19 protein-coding genes are annotated in these 17,615 nt (G+C 58.5%); 10 read left to right on the top strand and 9 right to left on the bottom strand.

From position 1 onward, the window contains the following. Positions 1-4: 4 nt before the first annotated feature. From mltG to fabD, 5 genes are all read right to left on the bottom strand, one after another. Positions 5-979, bottom strand: a complete 975-nt coding sequence (gene mltG / locus AAFX04_04875) for an endolytic transglycosylase MltG (protein MEO1044755.1) — start codon at positions 977-979, stop codon at positions 5-7. Between the two features lie 5 nt (positions 980-984). Continuing rightward, on the bottom strand, positions 985-2,241 hold the full coding sequence (gene fabF / locus AAFX04_04870) for a beta-ketoacyl-ACP synthase II (GenBank protein MEO1044754.1): 1,257 nt from the start codon (positions 2,239-2,241) through the stop codon (positions 985-987). Between the two features lie 207 nt (positions 2,242-2,448). Continuing rightward, a complete protein-coding gene (locus AAFX04_04865) occupies positions 2,449-2,685 on the bottom strand; it encodes an acyl carrier protein (protein MEO1044753.1) in 237 nt (78 codons plus the stop codon). A 146-nt stretch (positions 2,686-2,831) separates the two neighbouring features. Further along, positions 2,832-3,569, bottom strand: a complete 738-nt coding sequence (fabG, locus tag AAFX04_04860) for a 3-oxoacyl-[acyl-carrier-protein] reductase (GenBank protein ID MEO1044752.1) — start codon at positions 3,567-3,569, stop codon at positions 2,832-2,834. 92 nt (positions 3,570-3,661) lie between these two features. Continuing rightward, positions 3,662-4,600, bottom strand: a complete 939-nt coding sequence (gene fabD, locus AAFX04_04855) for an ACP S-malonyltransferase (GenBank protein ID MEO1044751.1) — start codon at positions 4,598-4,600, stop codon at positions 3,662-3,664. Between the two features lie 145 nt (positions 4,601-4,745). Here fabD and AAFX04_04850 point away from each other — a divergent pair, with 145 nt between their 5' ends. From AAFX04_04850 to AAFX04_04840, 3 genes are all read left to right on the top strand, one after another. Beyond that, positions 4,746-6,122 (top strand): phosphotransferase, encoded by a 1,377-nt coding sequence (locus AAFX04_04850; GenBank protein ID MEO1044750.1) that lies wholly within the window; start codon positions 4,746-4,748, stop codon positions 6,120-6,122. Then, a complete protein-coding gene (locus AAFX04_04845; GenBank protein MEO1044749.1) occupies positions 6,119-7,396 on the top strand; it encodes an acyl-CoA dehydrogenase family protein in 1,278 nt (425 codons plus the stop codon). Before AAFX04_04850 ends, AAFX04_04845 begins: the two co-directional genes overlap by 4 nt. A 111-nt stretch (positions 7,397-7,507) precedes the next feature. Further along, entirely contained in the window at positions 7,508-8,107 is a 600-nt protein-coding gene (locus AAFX04_04840; GenBank protein ID MEO1044748.1) for a hypothetical protein, read from the top strand. A gap of 44 nt (positions 8,108-8,151) precedes the next feature. On the opposite strand, the gene AAFX04_04835 is transcribed toward AAFX04_04840, so the two are convergent. After that, a complete protein-coding gene (locus AAFX04_04835) occupies positions 8,152-8,958 on the bottom strand; it encodes a hypothetical protein (protein ID MEO1044747.1) in 807 nt (268 codons plus the stop codon). A 134-nt stretch (positions 8,959-9,092) separates the two neighbouring features. After that, positions 9,093-9,911, bottom strand: coding sequence for an LD-carboxypeptidase (locus AAFX04_04830; protein MEO1044746.1), 819 nt, complete (start codon positions 9,909-9,911; stop codon positions 9,093-9,095). Between the two features lie 64 nt (positions 9,912-9,975). Here AAFX04_04830 and AAFX04_04825 point away from each other — a divergent pair, with 64 nt between their 5' ends. Beyond that, positions 9,976-11,364 carry a Mur ligase family protein gene (locus tag AAFX04_04825; protein ID MEO1044745.1) on the top strand — a complete coding sequence of 463 codons (1,389 nt, stop codon included), beginning with the start codon at positions 9,976-9,978 and terminating at the stop codon, positions 11,362-11,364. A gap of 6 nt (positions 11,365-11,370) precedes the next feature. Here AAFX04_04825 and AAFX04_04820 read toward each other — a convergent pair whose 3' ends face one another. Further along, the gene (locus AAFX04_04820) at positions 11,371-11,919 is read right to left on the bottom strand and encodes a class I SAM-dependent methyltransferase (GenBank protein ID MEO1044744.1); all 549 of its coding nucleotides are present in this window, start codon (positions 11,917-11,919) and stop codon (positions 11,371-11,373) included. A gap of 339 nt (positions 11,920-12,258) precedes the next feature. Between AAFX04_04820 and AAFX04_04815 the strand changes: the two genes are divergently transcribed. The 5 genes from AAFX04_04815 to AAFX04_04795 all read left to right on the top strand — a co-directional run bounded on the left by AAFX04_04815 (position 12,259) and on the right by AAFX04_04795 (position 15,485). Beyond that, the gene (locus AAFX04_04815; GenBank protein ID MEO1044743.1) at positions 12,259-13,302 is read left to right on the top strand and encodes a sulfotransferase; all 1,044 of its coding nucleotides are present in this window, start codon (positions 12,259-12,261) and stop codon (positions 13,300-13,302) included. Positions 13,303-13,405: 103 nt separating this feature from the next. After that, a complete protein-coding gene (gene rpsF, locus AAFX04_04810) occupies positions 13,406-13,765 on the top strand; it encodes a 30S ribosomal protein S6 (GenBank protein ID MEO1044742.1) in 360 nt (119 codons plus the stop codon). A 23-nt stretch (positions 13,766-13,788) separates the two neighbouring features. Then, positions 13,789-14,013, top strand: a complete 225-nt coding sequence (rpsR, locus tag AAFX04_04805; protein ID MEO1044741.1) for a 30S ribosomal protein S18 — start codon at positions 13,789-13,791, stop codon at positions 14,011-14,013. A 12-nt stretch (positions 14,014-14,025) separates the two neighbouring features. Continuing rightward, positions 14,026-14,688 carry a 50S ribosomal protein L9 gene (rplI, locus tag AAFX04_04800; protein MEO1044740.1) on the top strand — a complete coding sequence of 221 codons (663 nt, stop codon included), beginning with the start codon at positions 14,026-14,028 and terminating at the stop codon, positions 14,686-14,688. 128 nt (positions 14,689-14,816) lie between these two features. Continuing rightward, a complete protein-coding gene (locus AAFX04_04795) occupies positions 14,817-15,485 on the top strand; it encodes a Fe2+-dependent dioxygenase (GenBank protein MEO1044739.1) in 669 nt (222 codons plus the stop codon). 31 nt (positions 15,486-15,516) lie between these two features. Here the strand turns inward: AAFX04_04795 and AAFX04_04790 are convergent, their stop codons facing one another. Continuing rightward, positions 15,517-16,035, bottom strand: a complete 519-nt coding sequence (locus tag AAFX04_04790) for a YbjN domain-containing protein (GenBank protein MEO1044738.1) — start codon at positions 16,033-16,035, stop codon at positions 15,517-15,519. A gap of 139 nt (positions 16,036-16,174) precedes the next feature. On the opposite strand from AAFX04_04790, the gene AAFX04_04785 reads away from it, so the two are divergent. Next, positions 16,175-17,614, top strand: a complete 1,440-nt coding sequence (locus AAFX04_04785) for an AMP nucleosidase (protein ID MEO1044737.1) — start codon at positions 16,175-16,177, stop codon at positions 17,612-17,614. Position 17,615: the final 1 nt, after the last annotated feature.

Below are 17,615 nucleotides of genomic sequence, written 5' to 3'. Positions count from 1 at the left end.
ACAGTCACATCTCGCCGCGCTGACGCCGGATTGCAAACCAGCGTTCAACATTGCGGTTATGTTCTTCCAGCGTATCGGCGAAAACATGACCATTATTGCCATCGGCAACCATATAAATCGCGCTGGTCTGCGCCGGATTAAGCACTGCGGCGATAGAAGCGCGACCGGGATTGGTGATCGGTCCCTTGGGCAGACCCAGGCTGGTATAAGTGTTGTAATCGTTCACCGCATTGAGCTCGGAGCGCAATATGCGCCGTCCCAGCGGCTTGCCCCTGGTCACCGGATAGATCACCGTAGGGTCAGCCTGCAGCATCATGCCGCGTTTCAGCCGATTGGAATATAATCCGGCGACGGTGCGGCGTTCCTCGGCAACACCGGTCTCCTTCTCGACGATCGAGGCGAGCACGACCGCTTCTTCAGGCGATGACACCGCAATATCGCTGCTACGTTTATCCCACAAATCGGTCAGTGTCTCGCGCATCGCTTCCTGCATCCGTCCAAGAACCGCAGCGCGGCTCTCACCGCGTTCAAAACTGTAGCTTTCGGGCAGCACCGACCCTTCAGCCGGAATCGCGATCTCGCCCGTCAGCAGCGGCTCGGCCATCAGCGTTTCGTGTACCAATATGCTGGGCATGCCTTCGGGTATGGTGACCAGCCGCAGCACGAAATCATTGCCCTGCAATATCGCCAAAATGTCGGCATTGCTGGCCCCGGCAGGGATCAGGAATTCGCCCGCCTTGATCGGGTCGCCATTGCCGAGAATCTTTGCCCGGTTGAGAAAGGCGCTGGCCGAACGCACCGCGCCCGCCTCTTCTAGCAGTGCAGCGGCCTCGGTCAGGCTGGTGCCTTCAGGCAGGATGAAGCTGATCTCTTCTTCCGCAGGTCCGGCACCGTTCCAGCCCCAGAGGAAGTTGCCGGCGAGCACCCCTGCGCCGAGAACCGCGAGCAGCAGGATAAGGCAGCCGACGCGCCGGGCCATGAGCGTTACACAGCCTTCATGATCAGGCTGGCATTGGTACCGCCAAAGCCGAAGCTGTTGTTAAGCACCGCGCGCACTTCGCGCTTCCTCGCCTTGTGCGGTACCAGATCAACAGCTTCCGTGCCTTCATCCGGATTATCGAGGTTGAGCGTCGGCGGCACGATCTGGTCGCGCAGTGCCAATATGCAGAACACCGCTTCCACCGCACCTGCACCGCCGAGCAGATGACCGATAGCCGATTTGGTGCTGCTCATCGAAGCCCCCGCCAGATCATCGCCCAGCACCCGCTTCACCGCGGCCAGCTCAATGGTATCGGCCATGGTTGATGTACCATGGGCATTGACATAATCGATGTCGCCAGGCCCCATGCCAGCCTTTTTCAGCGCCATTTCCATCGCCAGCTGCGCACCGATACCATCGGGATGCGGTGCAGTGACATGATAGGCATCACCCGACAGACCATAGCCGACGACTTCGGCATAGATGGTCGCGCCGCGTGCCTTGGCCCGCTCATATTCCTCGAGCACCACAACACCGGCACCCTCACCCATGACGAAGCCCTCCCGGTCCTTGTCATAGGGGCGGCTCGCCGCTTCGGGGCGGTCATTATAACCGGTGTTGAGCGCACGTGCCTGGGCAAAACCGGCAACACCAAGCGGATTGATCGTGCTTTCCGCACCACCGGCCAGCATCACATCGGCATCGTCGAGCGCGATCATTCGTGCCGCATCGCCGATGGAGTGCGCACCGGTGGAACATGCTGTCACCACCGCATGATTGGGGCCCATAAAGCCATATTTGATCTGCACCTGACCGGTGACAAGGTTGATCAGACGACCATGGACAAAATGCGGGCTTACCCGACCGGGACCGCGCTCGTGGAGAACGATCGATTCCTTCTCGATACCCGGCAAGCCGCCAATACCGGCACCGATCGAGCAGCCGGTACGACGTTTCTCTTCATCGCTCATATCGGTCAGCCCGGCATCTTCAAGCGCCTGACCGGCGGCATCAATGCCGTAGACGATAAACGGATCGACCTGACGCTGGATCTTGCTGTCGACCCGTTTGTCGGGGTCGAAGCCCCAGTCATGGTCGGCCGGTTTGACCTCACAGGCGATCTTGCATTTTTGATCAACCGGATCGAACCGGGTAATCGGTCCCGCGCCCGATCTTCCGGCAATCAGGTTTTGCCAGCTGGTTTCCACATCACCGCCCAGAGGCGTCACCAAACCCAATCCGGTCACCACCACACGACGCATTGCTTGTTCTCCAAATCGCTCGGCCGGGATACCGCCTGTTCACAAGCGGTCCCAATCACAATTGCGTGATCAGCCGATAAAAAAGGGCCTTCCGCCCGACGCTATAGCCCGAAACGGAAGACCCGGAAATATCTATCAATCGATCTTCTTGGCAAAAGCCTCTCTGCGTCTGCCCGCTTGCGCGGTCGGCGAGACGCGGAAACGCAATCAGCCCTTATTGTTGTCGATATAGTCGATTGCATCGTTGACGGTGCTGATCTTTTCAGCCGCGTCATCGGGGATTTCGACACCGAATTCCTCTTCGAATGCCATGACCAGCTCGACAATATCGAGGCTGTCTGCGCCCAGATCGTCAATGAAGCTGGCATCGGTCGAGACCTTGTCCGCTTCCACGCCGAGATGCTCGACAACAATTTTCTTTACGCGATCAGCTGTATCACTCATCGGGGTTCCTTCTGGCTTGTTGATTTGTCTGTTGTTGATTGTGTTTGATTTGCAATCTGCCCTAAAGCCCTGCGCGGCCTCTGGCAAGTCCCGGCTGATATAGCAGATAGAATGCGATTGTCATCAGGCCCGGCCAAATGCCGGTATCAGAGCATCGCCATGCCGCCATTGATGTGCAACGTTTCCCCGGTGATATAACCAGCCTCATCGCTGGCGAGAAATGCCGTGGCGGTGCCAATATCGTCGCCCGAACCAAGCCGTCCGGCAGGAATTTTCTGCATCAGCGCCTCTTTCTGCGCATCGGGCAATGCATCGGTCATTGCCGACTGGATAAAGCCCGGTGCGATGCAGTTGACGGTGACCCCGCGCGAGGCCAGTTCCTGCGCCATGGCCTTGGACATGCCAACCAGGCCGGCCTTGGACGCGGCATAATTGGCCTGACCAGGATTGCCAGTGGCACCGACCACCGAGCTGATCGAGATGATCCGGCCCGAGCGCGCCCGCATCATCGGCTTCGCCGCTGCCCGCATCAGCCGGAACGCAGCCTCCAGATTGACACGAATGACATCGGACCATTCCTCATCCTTCATCCGCATCGCCAGATTATCCCGGGTGATCCCGGCATTGTTGACCAGGATGGAAAGACCGCCAAGTGTCTCGACCGCTGCCGGTACCAGCGCATCGACCGCATCCGAATCGGAGAGATTGCACAACAGCGCGACATGGTCGCCGCCCAGATCGTCACGAAATGCGTTGAGCTTCTCTTCGCTGGAACCCGACAGTGCCAATCGCGCACCACGCGCCGCCAATGCCTTGCTGATGGCGCTGCCAATACCCCCCGATGCGCCAGTTACCAGCGCGGTTTTTCCTGTAAGATCAAACATGCAGATATCCTCATCCATTGGCCCTGAGCTTGCCCTAGGGCTATTTCCTCCGCTGCGGGACTTCGACAAGCTCAGCCCGAGCAATTTGATTATCAGCCCTGTGAAAAAGCCTCAATATCGTCTGCGGTCACAAGGCTGGTGGTCGCTGCCTCGGGAGTAATGCGCTTGACCATCGGGGTCAGGACCTTGCTGCCAAATTCGACAAAATGGTCAACACCCTCATCATGCATCACGGTAATCGATTCACGCCATCGCACCATGCCTGTCACCTGTTCGACCAGCAGCTTGCGTATGGCATCGCCATCGTTGACTGCTGACGCAGTGACATTGGCATAGAGCGGAACATCCGGTGCATTGATGGCGACATCTGCCAGTGCCTCGGCCATCCTGTCCGCAGCGGGCTGCATCAGCGGACAGTGAAACGGTGCCGAAACCGGTAACGCCATGGCCTTGCGTGCGCCCGCTTCCTTGGCCAGCGGCAAGGCGCGTTCCACCGCTTCCCTGTGCCCGGAAATTACCACCTGCCCAGGCGCATTGTGATTGGCGGCAACGCACAGGCTGTTTTCCGTACTCGCCTGTTCGGTCACCGTGACCGCCTCTTCGAAACCAATGCCGAGCAACGCCGCCATGGCCCCCTCACCCACCGGCACTGCTGACTGCATTGCTGCGCCGCGCAGCTTGAGCAACCTGGCGGTGGTCGCCAGATCGAGCGAACCGGCTGCGCACAAGGCGGTATATTCGCCAAGGCTGTGCCCGGCGACACAGTCGGCATGGCCCGCCAGCGGGCCACCGGCGCGATCCAGCCATAACCGCAATGTCGCGATGGAATTGGCCATGATGGCCGGTTGCGCATTTTCTGTCAGCATCAGTGCATCATCAGGGCCGTCAAACATGATCTGTGACAGATTCATGCCCAGCGCTTCGTCGACTTCATCGAAAACCTGCTGCGCAACAGGATGATTTGTCGCCAGTTCGGCACCCATGCCCACTTTCTGGCTGCCCTGTCCGGGGAAGAGAAAAGCCCGTGTCATCGCAATGTCCTTTATCAAAACTGGCGGGGGATTACCGGCACCATGGCGATTAGGCAATAACCCAGGGCAATGATGCACAGCAGGACATCCGTGTCAGCGGCTTTCGCTTGCCCTGATTTAATCGTTCGCTTAACCTTCTTCGGACATGGATAAAAACATGCTGGGAGAGGCACTGGGCCGCTTGTGCGCACGTCTTTGGGGCGGCGATGCTGTTATCGCCGGTCTGCGCCGGCTTTCCGGTGGCGCCAATATGGAAAGCTGGAAATTCAGCTATCAGGACGAAGAATATGTCCTGCGCCGCGCGCCCGATGGATTTGCCGATATTGAAGCCGAGGATAGCGCTCTGTCGCTGGCAGATCAGGCTGCGCTGATCGATTATGCGGAAAAATCCGGGGTGATGGCACCCGCGGTCGTGGCAATACTGGTCGAGGCAGACGCCATGGGCGATGGCTTCGTCATGCGTTGCATCGAAGGCGAGACACTGCCGGGGCGAATATTGCGCAAACCGGAATTTGCCAAAGCACGACCAAAGCTGGCGCACCAATGCGCGGCAGAGCTGGCCAGATTGCACGCCTTGCCGATGGCGGAACTGCCTGTCACGCTGAGCCATATCGACACAGCGGAAATGGTCGAGCAACTCGCCGAACGTTACTCCCATTATCGCGCGGTTTTGCCCGCCTATGCGCTGGCACTGCGGTGGCTAAGCGAAAATTGTCCACCGGATGTAGCAGCCGTGCTGCTGCATGGCGATTTTCGCATGGGCAATTTGATGGTCGATGCGGACGGTCTGAGCGGCGTCCTCGACTGGGAACTGGCGCATCTTGGTGATCCGACACAGGATCTCGCCTATCTCTGCATGCCGAGCTGGCGTTTCGGCCATTATGACAGGCCGGTTGGCGGCTTTGCCCAGATCGATGATCTGCTTGCGGCCTATAGCGCAGCGGGCGGCAGCGAGATCAGCCGGTCACGTTTCGATTTCTGGCTAGTGTACAGCACCTTGTGGTGGGGGCTATGTTGTCTGCAAATGACCGAAATCTGGCGCGATGGTCGAGACACCAGCCTCGAGCGTGCGATTATCGGTCGCCGTGCATCGGAGGTGGAGGTCGACTTGCTGCTGCTGCTTGAACAGCTTATGCACGCGCCCGAAACGTCTTTGGACCAAATATCGGGTCAGACCATCCCAACCGGCCAGACCAGCGATAATGAACTGGCACAGGCCATTCGCTACTGGCTGGAAAGCGACGCACTGGAGGGGCTTTCGGGCCATCACCGGTTTGAACGCAAAGTTGCCATCAATGCCATGGGCATGATCGAACGCGCGGCGCGTGAAAATCCAAAAGCTCGACGGGCTCGGCTCGACCGCGCCACCCATTGGCAACAGCATATAGCCGCTGGCGGTGGCATTGCGCAAAATGCCGACCTTTGGCGCGATCTGCGCCGCGATGCGCTGGCAAGCTGCGTCATCGACCAGCCGCACTATGCCGGCCTGAAGGTCGCTCAACAGAAGTGGATAACTGTATGACCCCATTCGCCATCCCGCAGGACATCACCGATTATCTCACCGAACTCGACGCTTTTATCAAAGCCCAGATCAAGCCGCTGGAGCAGGCGGATGACAATATTCGCTTTTTCGACCATCGCCGCGAGCATGCGCGCACCGACTGGGACAATCATGGCCTGCCCCGCCCCGAATGGGAGGAATTGCTCGCCGAGATGCGCCGCCGCGCCGATGTCGCCGGGCATTACCGCTTTTCATTGCCCGAGGAATTTGGCGGCAAGGACGGTTCCAACCTCGCCATGGCGTGCATCAGGGAACATCTTGCCACCAAAGGTCTCGGCCTGCACAACGACCTTCAGAATGAAAGCTCGATCGTCGGCAATCTGGTCCAGCCACTGATGGTGCGCGATTTCGGCACCGAGCAACAGAAACGGGAATTCATCCCTGCAATGCTCGAAGGCCGGATGCTCTGGACCTTCGGCCTGACCGAAGAGGATCATGGCTCGGATGCGACATGGATGGACACTCGCGCCGTTCCCGAGACACGCGATGGTGTGGATGGCTGGCTGATCAACGGTAACAAGATGTGGACCACCGGCAGCCATATCGCCACCCATTGCATGGTCTTTGCGCGGCACAGCGGCAAAGACGGTGATGCTCGCGGCATTGGCTGCTTCCTCGTCCCCTATGACACGCCGGGGGTGGAAATTGGCGAATATCTCTGGACCTTCAACATGCCCACCGACCACCCCAAGGTAAAGTTCACCAATGTCTGGATTCCCGCACATGCCGTACTGGGCGATCTCGACATGGGCCTGGCCTGTGCACAGCATTTCGTCCATGAAAACCGGATCCGCCAGGCCGCATCCTCGTTGGGTGCGGCGCAATATTGCATCAATGAATCGGTGGCTTATGCTCGGAAGCGGACGCCTTTTGGCAAGCCGCTCGCCGCCAATCAGGCGATCCAGTTCCCGCTGGTCGAGCTGCACAGCGAAGCAGCGATGCTGCGCGCGCTGATCCACCAGACAGCGGCTGCTATGGACACCATGCCCAAAACCGAAGTCGCCAGGCGCCTCTCCGACCGCATCTCGATGTGCAACTACCGCGCCAACCGGCTGTGTTGCGACGCCGCGGACCGCGCGATGCAGGTGCATGGCGGCATCGGTTATTCGCGCCACAAACCGTTCGAGCATATTTACCGTCACCATCGCCGCTATCGCATCACCGAGGGTGCCGAGGAAATCCAGATGCGCAAAGTTGCGGGGCATATGTTCGGCTTTATAGGCAAAAGCGATTAGATCGGCGCACTCATTTCACTGCTGTAACCTTCGCGCAGAGCCACGCGAACCATCATTATTGCGCGCACCCGCGTGCGTCTTGCCATGCCTTATCATTTTGGGGGATTTCTCATGAACAGCCTTCTTTCCAACGGTCGCGCCGTTGCCCTGACCCTTTTTGTGACCATTGCCACGCAGATTCTTTATATCGCGACGCTGAGTGGTGTCGGTATTGTCGAAGGCTGGCCGCTACGCTCGACCATCTGGACGGTAGAAACTGTCGCCTTCACGATGATGGCTGTGGCGGCAATGGCAGCCATGGTCGAAGACCAGACCCGCCGGGTAATATGGGCGATGCTCGCCGTTTCAGCGCTGTTCAACGCCTTGCAGGCGGGGATCGGGCTTTCCATGTTCCTGCCCGCAACCCAGGCCGGAGAAGATTTCGCGCCATTGATGACGACAGTGCTGGCCGGTGCGTTTCTATTCTATTTCCTCGCCAAGGTGTTGATCGGCATGGCCGGAATCGGTTTCGGGCTGTCGCTGTGGAACGGCGGCGGCATTGCCAAGGCTCTTGCGGTTCTTGCAATCCTCACAGGCCTTGCTGCAACGGCAGTCAACATTCTTGCCCTGCCCCAGGGTCTCGCGCTTATCCAACCCGCCGGTGCAACCGGCACATTGGCTACCCTGTTCGTTGCGCTCGCGATCTGGGCTTCGCCATCGCACACCGCTTAATCGGACGCCTGGCTGCGCGCGTCTGGTAGCGCGCCGAACGGGCCCTAATCGTCCGGTCTGTCGCTGCCTTCAAGGAAGGATTTGACCGTTTCCGGCAGCTTCGCCCGCTTTTCTGCCGCGATCTTGTCCCATTTCTCACGCTCGATCAGCTCAGGCACATAGCTGCCGCCATCATCAACCTCGAACTGGCGCCCAATCTCACCCTCGCGCGGCTCACGCTCCCTCACCGTGCCGCTAAGCAGGCCCTGCATCATCTGCTGCATCCCGCCGGTGCAGAGAAATTCGGCGTCGAAATCCTCTGCCCGTTTTTCCGCTGTCAGCTCATCGAGCATCAGCACGATATTGGTAACGCTCTCTTTCTCCTCTTCGGTCAGGCTCTGGATGAATTGCATGCGGTCACCGCGCGACGACATGATTTTCAGCGAGCGGTCACTGGGTGCGGTGCGGTCGACGCAGCGCGCCCCGTCAATGTCGAAGACGATCAGGGTGTAGAGCAACATCGCCGCCGATGTAGCGAGAATCGGCCGGGCGGCATCGCCATGGTCAGAAAGCGCCTGCCACAGATAGTCACTATAGGTCAGGTTGATAAATGCCGACTGCCCCTTCAGGCTCTGTTCGCGCAGCCACAGCGCGTCCTGCTCGGCCACGGCGGCGTCACGGTTGCTGTAGAGGATTTCGGTGATCTTGCGATATTCGGCAGCGTCAAGATGGCGTTTGAGAGTGGCATAGCGCTCGTCATCCTGCTCGGCCGGCGCTTCCGCGGCTATATCCGGCGTGTCATCTTCCTGCATTTCAGCAATGGGGGCAGCAGCGGCCCCGGTGAGCATCAACAATGCAGAAACAACAAGCATGACAGCCCCTATATGCTGCAACTTTGTCAGGGCCATGACCCTAGAGATCATGGCCATGGGCAACAAGCACATTCAGCGCATGACAGCTCGCCAGATTATCCTTTGCCTCGCCATCAGCGCGTCTGACCGTACGTTCAGACCGTGCCGAACGGCACTACCTTGTTATCGGCATCATGGCCGATATCCATGGCATCAAGTAAAGCAATGCCGCTGCGTTCGCACCAGTGTCGCGCAATCTGTTCCACATCGATGCCGAAATCGATGGTGTTTTCCGGTATGGCGCTGAAGCGGCCCAGACTGATACCCCTCAATCGAGCGCCTGCCAAAGCGCTGGTGATGGCAAAAAATGCCCGGTCAATGGCATAGAGATGTTCATCCACCTCTTCGACAACCAGCACATGGCCTGAAAGGTCAGGCAACAGATCGCTGGCGGCCAGCATGGCCAATGTCATCAGATTGAACGCGGCATAGGGCGTGTCCGGCTCCAGCCCCGGCGCCAGCGCCTCGGACGCACGGTCGCATAGCCAGTCCAGCGCGCGGGTGATCGCCATATCGCCTCCGGTACGACCGATATCGGCAACCATCGGCCCATGTGCCACTGTACCAATGCCATGACGATACAGCGCCGCAAGCATATTGCCGCCATCGCTATAGCCCATATAGGTTTTGGTGCGCGCCGCTTCACCAAGATCGCCCACGGCATCGCCGGCAATGCGGCAGGCACCATAGCCGCCACGGGCGAACCATATGGCGTCGATATCGGGGTCATTGGCCAGTTCAACAAAGGCACTGCGGCGCTGTTCGTCCGTCCCTGCAAAATGGCCGTGGCTGGCAAAACACTGATCGTGAAACACAAGCTCCGCCTCGCGGTGTCCGGTCGCGGCAATGGCGAGCACATGGTCGGCGGTCGAGCGGTCGATCCGCCGCGACGGCGCACAGACACCAATGGTCATCTTCTCCACACCACACCCCGCTTCCCCATTGCCAAGTCCATGCAAAGGCAATAGCGCGACGCGGATGAACGACAAATCCTATTTTTTCTGTGGCATTGGCGGATCGGGTATGTTGCCGCTGGCCAGCATCATCGCAGCGCATGGTGGACACGTCGCCGGATCGGACCGGGCACACGACCAGGGGCGCAGCGCCGCCAAGTTCTCCTGGCTCGAGGCACAGGGCATGAAGCTGTTCGCGCAGGATGGCAGCGGCCTCAGCGATAGCGAGCAGATATTGGTAGCCTCGGCAGCGGTGGAAGACACGGTGCCGGACGTAAGTGCCGCCCGTGACCTGGGCTGCAAACGCATGACCCGCGCCGAATTGCTGGCGGCGCTGTTCAACCAAGCCGGACAGCGCATCGCCATTGGTGGCACCAGCGGCAAGTCGACCGTCACCGGCATGACCGGCTGGATATTGCATCGGGCCGGTAGTGATCCAACGATCATGAATGGCGCGGTAATGAAGGATTTCACCAGCGATGATGCGCCCTTCGCCAGCGCACGGATCGGCAAGGGCGACGCTTTTGTCAGTGAGGTCGATGAAAGCGACGGTTCCATAGCCCTGTTCCAGCCCGATATCGCGGTGCTCACCAATATCAGTCTCGACCACAAGTCGCTGACGGAGTTGCACGCGCTGTTCGGCGATTTTGCCGACAAGGCGCGACATGTGGTGTGGAACCATGACGATGCCGAGAGCCAGTCACTGATGGTCGGACGCGAGCATCCCGGCGCGATCAGCTTCGGTTTTGAAGATGGTGCAGATTTTCGTGCGGTGGACGTGATTGAGGAACCGCTGGCGGCGCGCTTTACGCTAAAAACGGCAGACACCACACTTCCTGTCACGCTGCAGGTGCCCGGACGTCACAATATCGCCAATGCTCTGGCTGCTATTACCGCTGCACATTGCGCCGGCCTTTCACCCCAACAGGCAGTGACAGCCATTGCAACATTCTCCGGCCTTGCCCGGCGCTTCGACATTATGGGCACCGCCAATGGCATCAGCGTGATCGATGATTTCGGCCATAACCCGGAAAAAATCGCGGCGACATTACGCACGGTCAAAGCCTTTCCCGGCCGGGTGATCGCCTTTTTCCAGCCGCATGGCTTCGGCCCGCTACGCGTCATGGGGCAGGAACTGGCAGCGATGTTCGCAGCGGAACTGGATGCAGAGGATCACGTCATCTTCTGCGACCCGGTCTATTTTGGCGGCACCGTGGATCGCTCGGTGAGCAGTGGCGATATTATCGCGGCCATCACCGAAGGGCCAACAGCGACCCATATCCCCGACCGCGCAGCATGCGGAGAACATATTGTGGCCGTGGCCCGCCCCGGCGACCGCATTCTGATCATGGGTGCACGTGACGATACGCTGAGAGGCTTTGCGCGGAATATTCTGGCGCGTCTGACCGGATGAAGCGCGCTAGTCTGACGGCTTGCGCGCTTCGTAATAATGGCTCCCGCCCTCATCCCTATGATCAGCCACGACCTCCATCCCGCAGCCCGAGAGGATGCGGCAATATTCCGCAGAGCCGAGCGAGAAGGACTGCTGGCCGGTGAGCAAATCATCCCAGCTACCCGTCTGTTCCGGTGCAGAGAATAGCAGCCTGCCGCCCGGCTTCACCACCTCGGCCATGCGCGGGATGAGGCGGCGCTGCGCACCCTCAGGCAACAGGAAGACCAGCCCCACCGCCACCACCGCGTCGAAGCAGCGGTCGAAAAACCGGCTGGTCTCGGCTGGCTCGCAGACAATCTCGACATCGGGGAAATTCCGGCGAAAAGCCGCAACCATATTCGGTGACGCATCGATCGCCGAGACAGAAAAGCCTTTCTCAACCAATATGCGAGTCAGCGGTTCGCCAGATCCTGCCCCGATATCAAGCACAGTGGCCTGTCGCCGCAAGGCGGCTGCCACAGTCTCGATAACCGCAACCCCGGTCGCCGACCGTACGCGGATAAATTCCCCTGCCACCGCATCCCAGCCATAAGATGTGTCATCGGGCAATGATGTTCCTTCCAAAAACTTTCGGCGCTGCCACTATAACAGCCTTTGGCCTATGCCTGATTGGCTTTTTGAAAGCCTGCTTTTTCCCTTGCACCAAGGTGCGCCGCAATGGATCATGCAGGGCAATGCCTGCCCAGTACAGCAAGCCATGCAATGTCACCCGCCTTGTGGATTGCCCGTGAGGCGGCTGTTCGTACCTAGAGCAAAACCAATTCGTGCCAATCACGCACCGATTCCAGCTATTCAACCATGCCCCTTACTGGCATGCTCCTCTGCCACCATGCATTGTGAACAGGGCGAACGGCTTTGACAATATTATCGGGTGAAACGGGGGCTTTTGTACTTGGCCCGGGCCGATGCGGCTCGACGATGCTTTCGGACATTCTGAACCTGCATCCTGACATTCTCAGCCTGTCTGAATTCTTTTCTATGCAGGGCGCAAAAAGCCTGTTGCCGGGCACAATCAGCGGAAGGCAGTACTGGAAGCAATTATCCACCCAGACGCGGTCGATGCGAGTCATGTTCACCCCCGATACGGCTCCGAGGGAATTCCTGTATCGCGAGGACATGGGGCGCTTTTCGATTGATAATGTACCGCCCCTGATGGTTTCGGCGCTGCCGCATCTCAGCGATGATCCGCAGACACTGTTCGACAAACTTGCGCAAATCGTGCCGGGCTTTCCTGTCCAGACCATTGAGAAGCATCATGCTATGCTGTTCAGGACATTACAGGAAAAGCTGGGCCGCAAAATCTGGGTTGAGCGCACAGGGCTATCGCAAATGTATGCGAAGCTTCTGCCCGGCCTGTTCCCGGGCGCAAAATTCATCTTGCTCTATCGCGACGGCAGGGATGTCAGCCTGTCGATGCAGGCCTTCAAGCCGATACGGCCGGCAATCTGGAACTGGAAATGGTCACGCAGATTTGGCCGCAGCCCTATCGATATCGATGATCCAGCAGGACGAAGCCGTTATTTGCGGTTCAATGACATGCTATTTGGCGTCAAGCCGCTCGTCAGATGGATGGTCAACACACCACCCTCGCTCAAAGACTGTGCCGGTTTCTGGAGCGATCTGATGCTGAGCAGCATCCCGGAATTTCTGTCTCTGCCCACAGAAAGCCGGCATTATCTGGAATATGAACGGCTGGTCGAAAACCCTGAGACGGAACTCCGCCATATGATCCGGTTTCTGGATGCTGACCCGGATCCGGACTGGTTGATCGCAGCGGCCGCCATCCCGAGACGTCTTGAGCCTCGCTGGAAACGTCTCGATGCAGAAACCCGGACCAGGCTCTGCAACTGGACGGCTGAGGCAAGAGACGCCGCGAAAGCCCTTGCCAAAGCGGCATAACCCCGCTAAGCGCCGCGCTTCTCGCAAAAACGGGAAATACGAAAGCCGGAGGGGCGTATGCATGGTGCTGCGTCAGCGATCGGCAACAGTGAAGGAAACGCCCATGCCGCTTTATGAGCATGTTTTTCTGGCGCGTCAGGACTTGAGTCAGGCTCAGGTCGATACACTCGCCCAGACCGCGACGGACATCGTCGAAAAAAATGAAGGTAAGGTCACCAAGACCGAAACCTGGGGCCTCAGAACCCTCGCCTACAAAATTCAGAAGAACCGCAAGGCGCATTATGTGCTGCTCAACATCGACGCGCCGACCAATGTCGTCGCCGAGCTTGAGCGCCAGACCGCGATCAATGAAGATGTTGTCCGCTATATGACCATCCGTGTCGACGAGCATGAAAACGGCCCGTCGGTGATGATGCGCAAAAATGATCGTGACCGCCGCGGCCGTCGCGACCGTAACGACTGATCCGGAAACAGGAGACAAGACCCATGGCACGCCCATTTTTTCGCCGCCGCAAATCTTGCCCCTTCTCCGGCAAGAACGCTCCCAAGATCGATTATAAAGATGTCCGCCTGCTCCAGGGCTTCATGTCCGAGCGCGGCAAGATCGTCCCCAGCCGCATCACTGCGGTTTCCGCCAAGAAACAGCGCGAGCTGTCCAAGGCCATCAAGCGCGCACGCCAGATCGGCCTGCTGCCCTTCATCGTGAAGTAAGGAGCAAGAAACATGGATATCATTTTGCTCGAACGGATCGAGAAGCTCGGCACGATCGGTGATGTTGTCACCGTGAAGGATGGCTATGCCCGCAACTTCCTGCTGCCGAACAAAAAGGCTCTGCGCGCCAACGAAGCCAATAGAAAGGTTTTCGAGGCCAATCGCGAGCGCATCGAGAAAGAGAATAAGGACCGCGCCGAAGCCGCCGCCAAGCATGGCGAAAATGTCGACGGTACCCAGATCGTCCTGATCCGCGCCTCGTCGAACAGCGGCCAGCTTTACGGTTCTGTCGCGGTGCGCGACATTGTTGAAGAGCTCAACAAGACCGGCGCCGATATCGACAAGTCGATGGTCATTCTCGAACGTCCGATCAAGACATTGGGCGTGTTCGATGTCCGCATCGCGCTGCACCCCGAAGTCTCGGTCACGATACAGGTCAACGTTGCCCGCTCGGAAGACGAAGCCGAGCTGCAGAAAGACGGTGTCGATGTAATGGCACAGATGTTCGACACGGAAGAAGCCACCGGCTTTGTCGAAAATATCGACCAGAACCTCGAACCGGGTGAAATCGCCGGTGAGGAAACCGGGGAAGAGATCGCTGCAGAAGAAGAAACTGCTGCGGATGACGCTGAAACCCCGGCAGAAGATGCCGAGGAAAAGGCCGAAGACGCCTGAAGCACAAATTCTTGCTTCTGACATCATGAAACGGGCCGGATTTTCCGGCCCGTTTTGTTTTTGCGGAGACGCTGTTATAGCGCCTGCGGTGCGCTGCTGACGGCGCCCCGGTGATAAAGAGAAACAGCATGATTAAGCAGATCCCGAACCTGCTGACGCCCCAGGAAATCAGCCAGTTGAAGGAGATGGCGGCGAGCGCGCAATTTGTCGACGGACGGATCAGCAACCCGCACAGCAAGGTCAAGAAGAACCTGCACCTTCATGACGACACGGCTGGTGACCAGTCGGCCCAGCTGCTTGAAACGGCACTGATGCGGCATGAGGATTTTCGCAATTTCGCTTTCCCGGTCGGCATTACCGCGCCGATCCTGACCAAATATGAAGCTGGCATGCGCTATGGCCTGCATCCCGACAGCGCGATCATGGTGGTTCAGGGCAAGACCTTCCGCACCGATTTGAGCTGCACCATCTTTCTCAACGACCCGGCCAGCTATGAAGGCGGTGCTTTGCGCATGCTGTTTGGCGATTCGCAGATGCGGTTCAAAGGCCAGCCGGGTTCTGCGGTGATCTACCCCTCGACCACGCTGCACGAGGTCGAGGAGGTGACCAGCGGCGAGCGACTGGTTGGCCTTTGCTTCATCCAGAGCCGCATTGCCGATACCGCACGCCGCAACCTGCTCTACGAGCTCAACGAGGTCGCCGCGCTCGAAGGACTGGGCATGAGCGATGCCAATTACACCCGACTACAATCGGTGCAATTCAATCTGCTGCGCATGTGGATGGAAGGCGAAGGCTAGAGCCGCAACACCGTCAGCCCATGGTCGGCAGCTATTTCGTAGCTGCCGTGATCTGCGCGTCATATTTCTTGGCCAGCGCCGCCAAATTGGTGAATTCCGCACGCAAATTGCCCAGATTGCTGCCATGATCGGCAATGGTATAGCGGGTGATCGATACACTGCCATTGGTGTTCATCACCGCCTTGGGGAAATCATAGCTCCGGTTGAACTTGTTGATCTCCGTGAGAATTTCCGCATCGGACATGCTGTCCGACCTGCGGTATATCACTGCAATACCAAGCCCGATGCATCGCGTCTTGTCCGGCTTGCAGCTGGACGGAACAGCCAGCATTTTCAGACCGTCATAATTGACCAGATAGAATGTACTGCCATTATTGCCGGTGCGTTCCTCGACCGTACCGCCTTTTGGTTCCATCGCATTACGGATAACCTGCCCGTCAAAATATTGTATCGGACTGCTGTCATTGCCACCGCTTTGCGCCACGGCGGTCGAGGCCGAAGCAATGCACATTATCGCGGTTGCTGCAGATGTGATGGCTGAAAGTCGCATGAATACTCCCCAATAAACACGACCCTCCACAGACGTAACACAAAAGTCCGCCTCGAGGATATGATTAATCTTCATCATGGATGCTCTGCTGCGCATTTGCGTAATGACAGCACATCATTTTCCCGATACATCGCCATCCATGCACACAATCGATACCGTTATTGAACAACTGCGCGCGCAATATGATGCCGCAGTCAGCGCCTTGCAGGATGCGCTGCAGGCCTATTGCCGCGACAAGACAATACCCGATCATGCGGCACGTACCGCCGGGCTGTTTTCCTATCCCAAGCTCACCATCCGCTATTCCGGCGATGAGCGCAGCACCAAGCCCAGCCTGTCCTTCGGCCGGCTGGAAACTCCGGGCGTCTATGCCGGCACGGTCACCCGGCCCGATGTCTTTGCCGACTATCTGCATGAGCAGTTGCAGATCCTCGCCGAGCAATATGCTATCGACATGGAAGTATCGCCCAGCGACCAGGAAATCCCCTTCCCCTATGTGCTCGACGGCATTGACGGGCTCGAGCTGGGGGATATTACGCCGCAGGAATTGTCGCGCTATTTCCCGACGACCGAGCTGGCCGATATCGGCGATGAAATTGCCGATGGCAATATCCATAGCAATGAAGAGGGCGCAGCGCCCCTGTCGCTATTCGATGGCCTGCGCACCGACTTCTCGCTGGCACGACTGAAACACTATACCGGCACCCCGGCGGAGCATACGCAGCGCTTCATATTGTTCACCAACTATCATCGCTATGTTGATGAATTTGTAAGCTGGGCCTGTACCCAGGTCGGCCAGGGACGCTATACTGCGCTTTCTGGCGCCGGCGGTCTCTATATTGAAAAGCCGACAGACGATCCCAAAAAGCTTATCGCCGACAGCGCCTGGCGCCGCATACAGATGCCCGCCTATCACCTGATGGCGCCCGATGGCAGCGGCATCACCCTGGTCAATATCGGTGTCGGCCCGTCCAACGCCAAGACAATCACCGATCATCTGGCGGTGATGCGCCCCGAGGTGTTTCTGATGATCGGCCATTGCGGCGGCCTGCGACCAACCCAGCGTATCGGCGATTATGTGCTGGCCCATGCCTATCTGCGCGACGATCATATCCTCGATACCGTCCTGCCGCCGGAAATTCCGATCCCGCCCATCGCCGAAGTGCAGCAGGCCCTGGCCGAAGCCGCCGAGACCATTTCCGGCTCCAGCGGCGCCGATCTCAAGCGCCGCATGCGCACCGGAACCGTAGTCACCACCGATGACCGCAACTGGGAGCTGCGCTACAGCGCCAGCGCGCTGCGTTTCTCGCAGTCACGCGCCGTCGGCATCGATATGGAATCAGCGACCATCGCAGCACAGGGTTATCGCTTCCGCGTACCCTATGGCACCATGTTGTGCGTTTCCGACAAGCCCTTGCACGGCGAGCTGAAACTGCCGGGACAGGCCAACCGCTTTTATGACGAGGCGATTTCAGCGCATATGCAGATCGGCACCCTGACCTGCGAATTGCTGCGCAAGCAAGGTGATCGGTTGCACAGCCGCAAGCTGCGCGCGTTCAACGAGCCTCCTTTCCGCTGAT

The sequence above is a fragment of the Pseudomonadota bacterium genome (assembly GCA_039818985.1).
In the GTDB taxonomy this organism is placed as follows: domain Bacteria; phylum Pseudomonadota; class Alphaproteobacteria; order Sphingomonadales; family Sphingomonadaceae; genus Alterisphingorhabdus.
The sequence above is the reverse complement of the archived record's forward strand: the minus strand, read 5'-3'. Positions and strand labels throughout refer to the sequence as shown.

Bases quoted from the DNA above. Each gene is read 5' to 3' on its own strand.
- mltG (MEO1044755.1), bottom strand. From the start codon at position 979: ATGGCCCGGCGCGTCGGCTGCCTTATCCTGCTGCTCGCGGTTCTCGGC.
- fabF (MEO1044754.1), bottom strand. From the start codon at position 2,241: ATGCGTCGTGTGGTGGTGACCGGATTGGGTTTGGTGACGCCTCTGGGC.
- AAFX04_04865 (MEO1044753.1), bottom strand. From the start codon at position 2,685: ATGAGTGATACAGCTGATCGCGTAAAGAAAATTGTTGTCGAGCATCTC.
- fabG (MEO1044752.1), bottom strand. From the start codon at position 3,569: ATGTTTGATCTTACAGGAAAAACCGCGCTGGTAACTGGCGCATCGGGG.
- fabD (MEO1044751.1), bottom strand. From the start codon at position 4,600: ATGACACGGGCTTTTCTCTTCCCCGGACAGGGCAGCCAGAAAGTGGGC.
- AAFX04_04850 (MEO1044750.1), top strand. From the start codon at position 4,746: ATGGATAAAAACATGCTGGGAGAGGCACTGGGCCGCTTGTGCGCACGT.
- AAFX04_04845 (MEO1044749.1), top strand. From the start codon at position 6,119: ATGACCCCATTCGCCATCCCGCAGGACATCACCGATTATCTCACCGAA.
- AAFX04_04840 (MEO1044748.1), top strand. From the start codon at position 7,508: ATGAACAGCCTTCTTTCCAACGGTCGCGCCGTTGCCCTGACCCTTTTT.
- AAFX04_04835 (MEO1044747.1), bottom strand. From the start codon at position 8,958: ATGCTTGTTGTTTCTGCATTGTTGATGCTCACCGGGGCCGCTGCTGCC.
- AAFX04_04830 (MEO1044746.1), bottom strand. From the start codon at position 9,911: ATGACCATTGGTGTCTGTGCGCCGTCGCGGCGGATCGACCGCTCGACC.
- AAFX04_04825 (MEO1044745.1), top strand. From the start codon at position 9,976: ATGAACGACAAATCCTATTTTTTCTGTGGCATTGGCGGATCGGGTATG.
- rpsF (MEO1044742.1), top strand. From the start codon at position 13,406: ATGCCGCTTTATGAGCATGTTTTTCTGGCGCGTCAGGACTTGAGTCAG.
- rpsR (MEO1044741.1), top strand. From the start codon at position 13,789: ATGGCACGCCCATTTTTTCGCCGCCGCAAATCTTGCCCCTTCTCCGGC.
- rplI (MEO1044740.1), top strand. From the start codon at position 14,026: ATGGATATCATTTTGCTCGAACGGATCGAGAAGCTCGGCACGATCGGT.
- AAFX04_04795 (MEO1044739.1), top strand. From the start codon at position 14,817: ATGATTAAGCAGATCCCGAACCTGCTGACGCCCCAGGAAATCAGCCAG.
- AAFX04_04790 (MEO1044738.1), bottom strand. From the start codon at position 16,035: ATGCGACTTTCAGCCATCACATCTGCAGCAACCGCGATAATGTGCATT.
- AAFX04_04785 (MEO1044737.1), top strand. From the start codon at position 16,175: ATGCACACAATCGATACCGTTATTGAACAACTGCGCGCGCAATATGAT.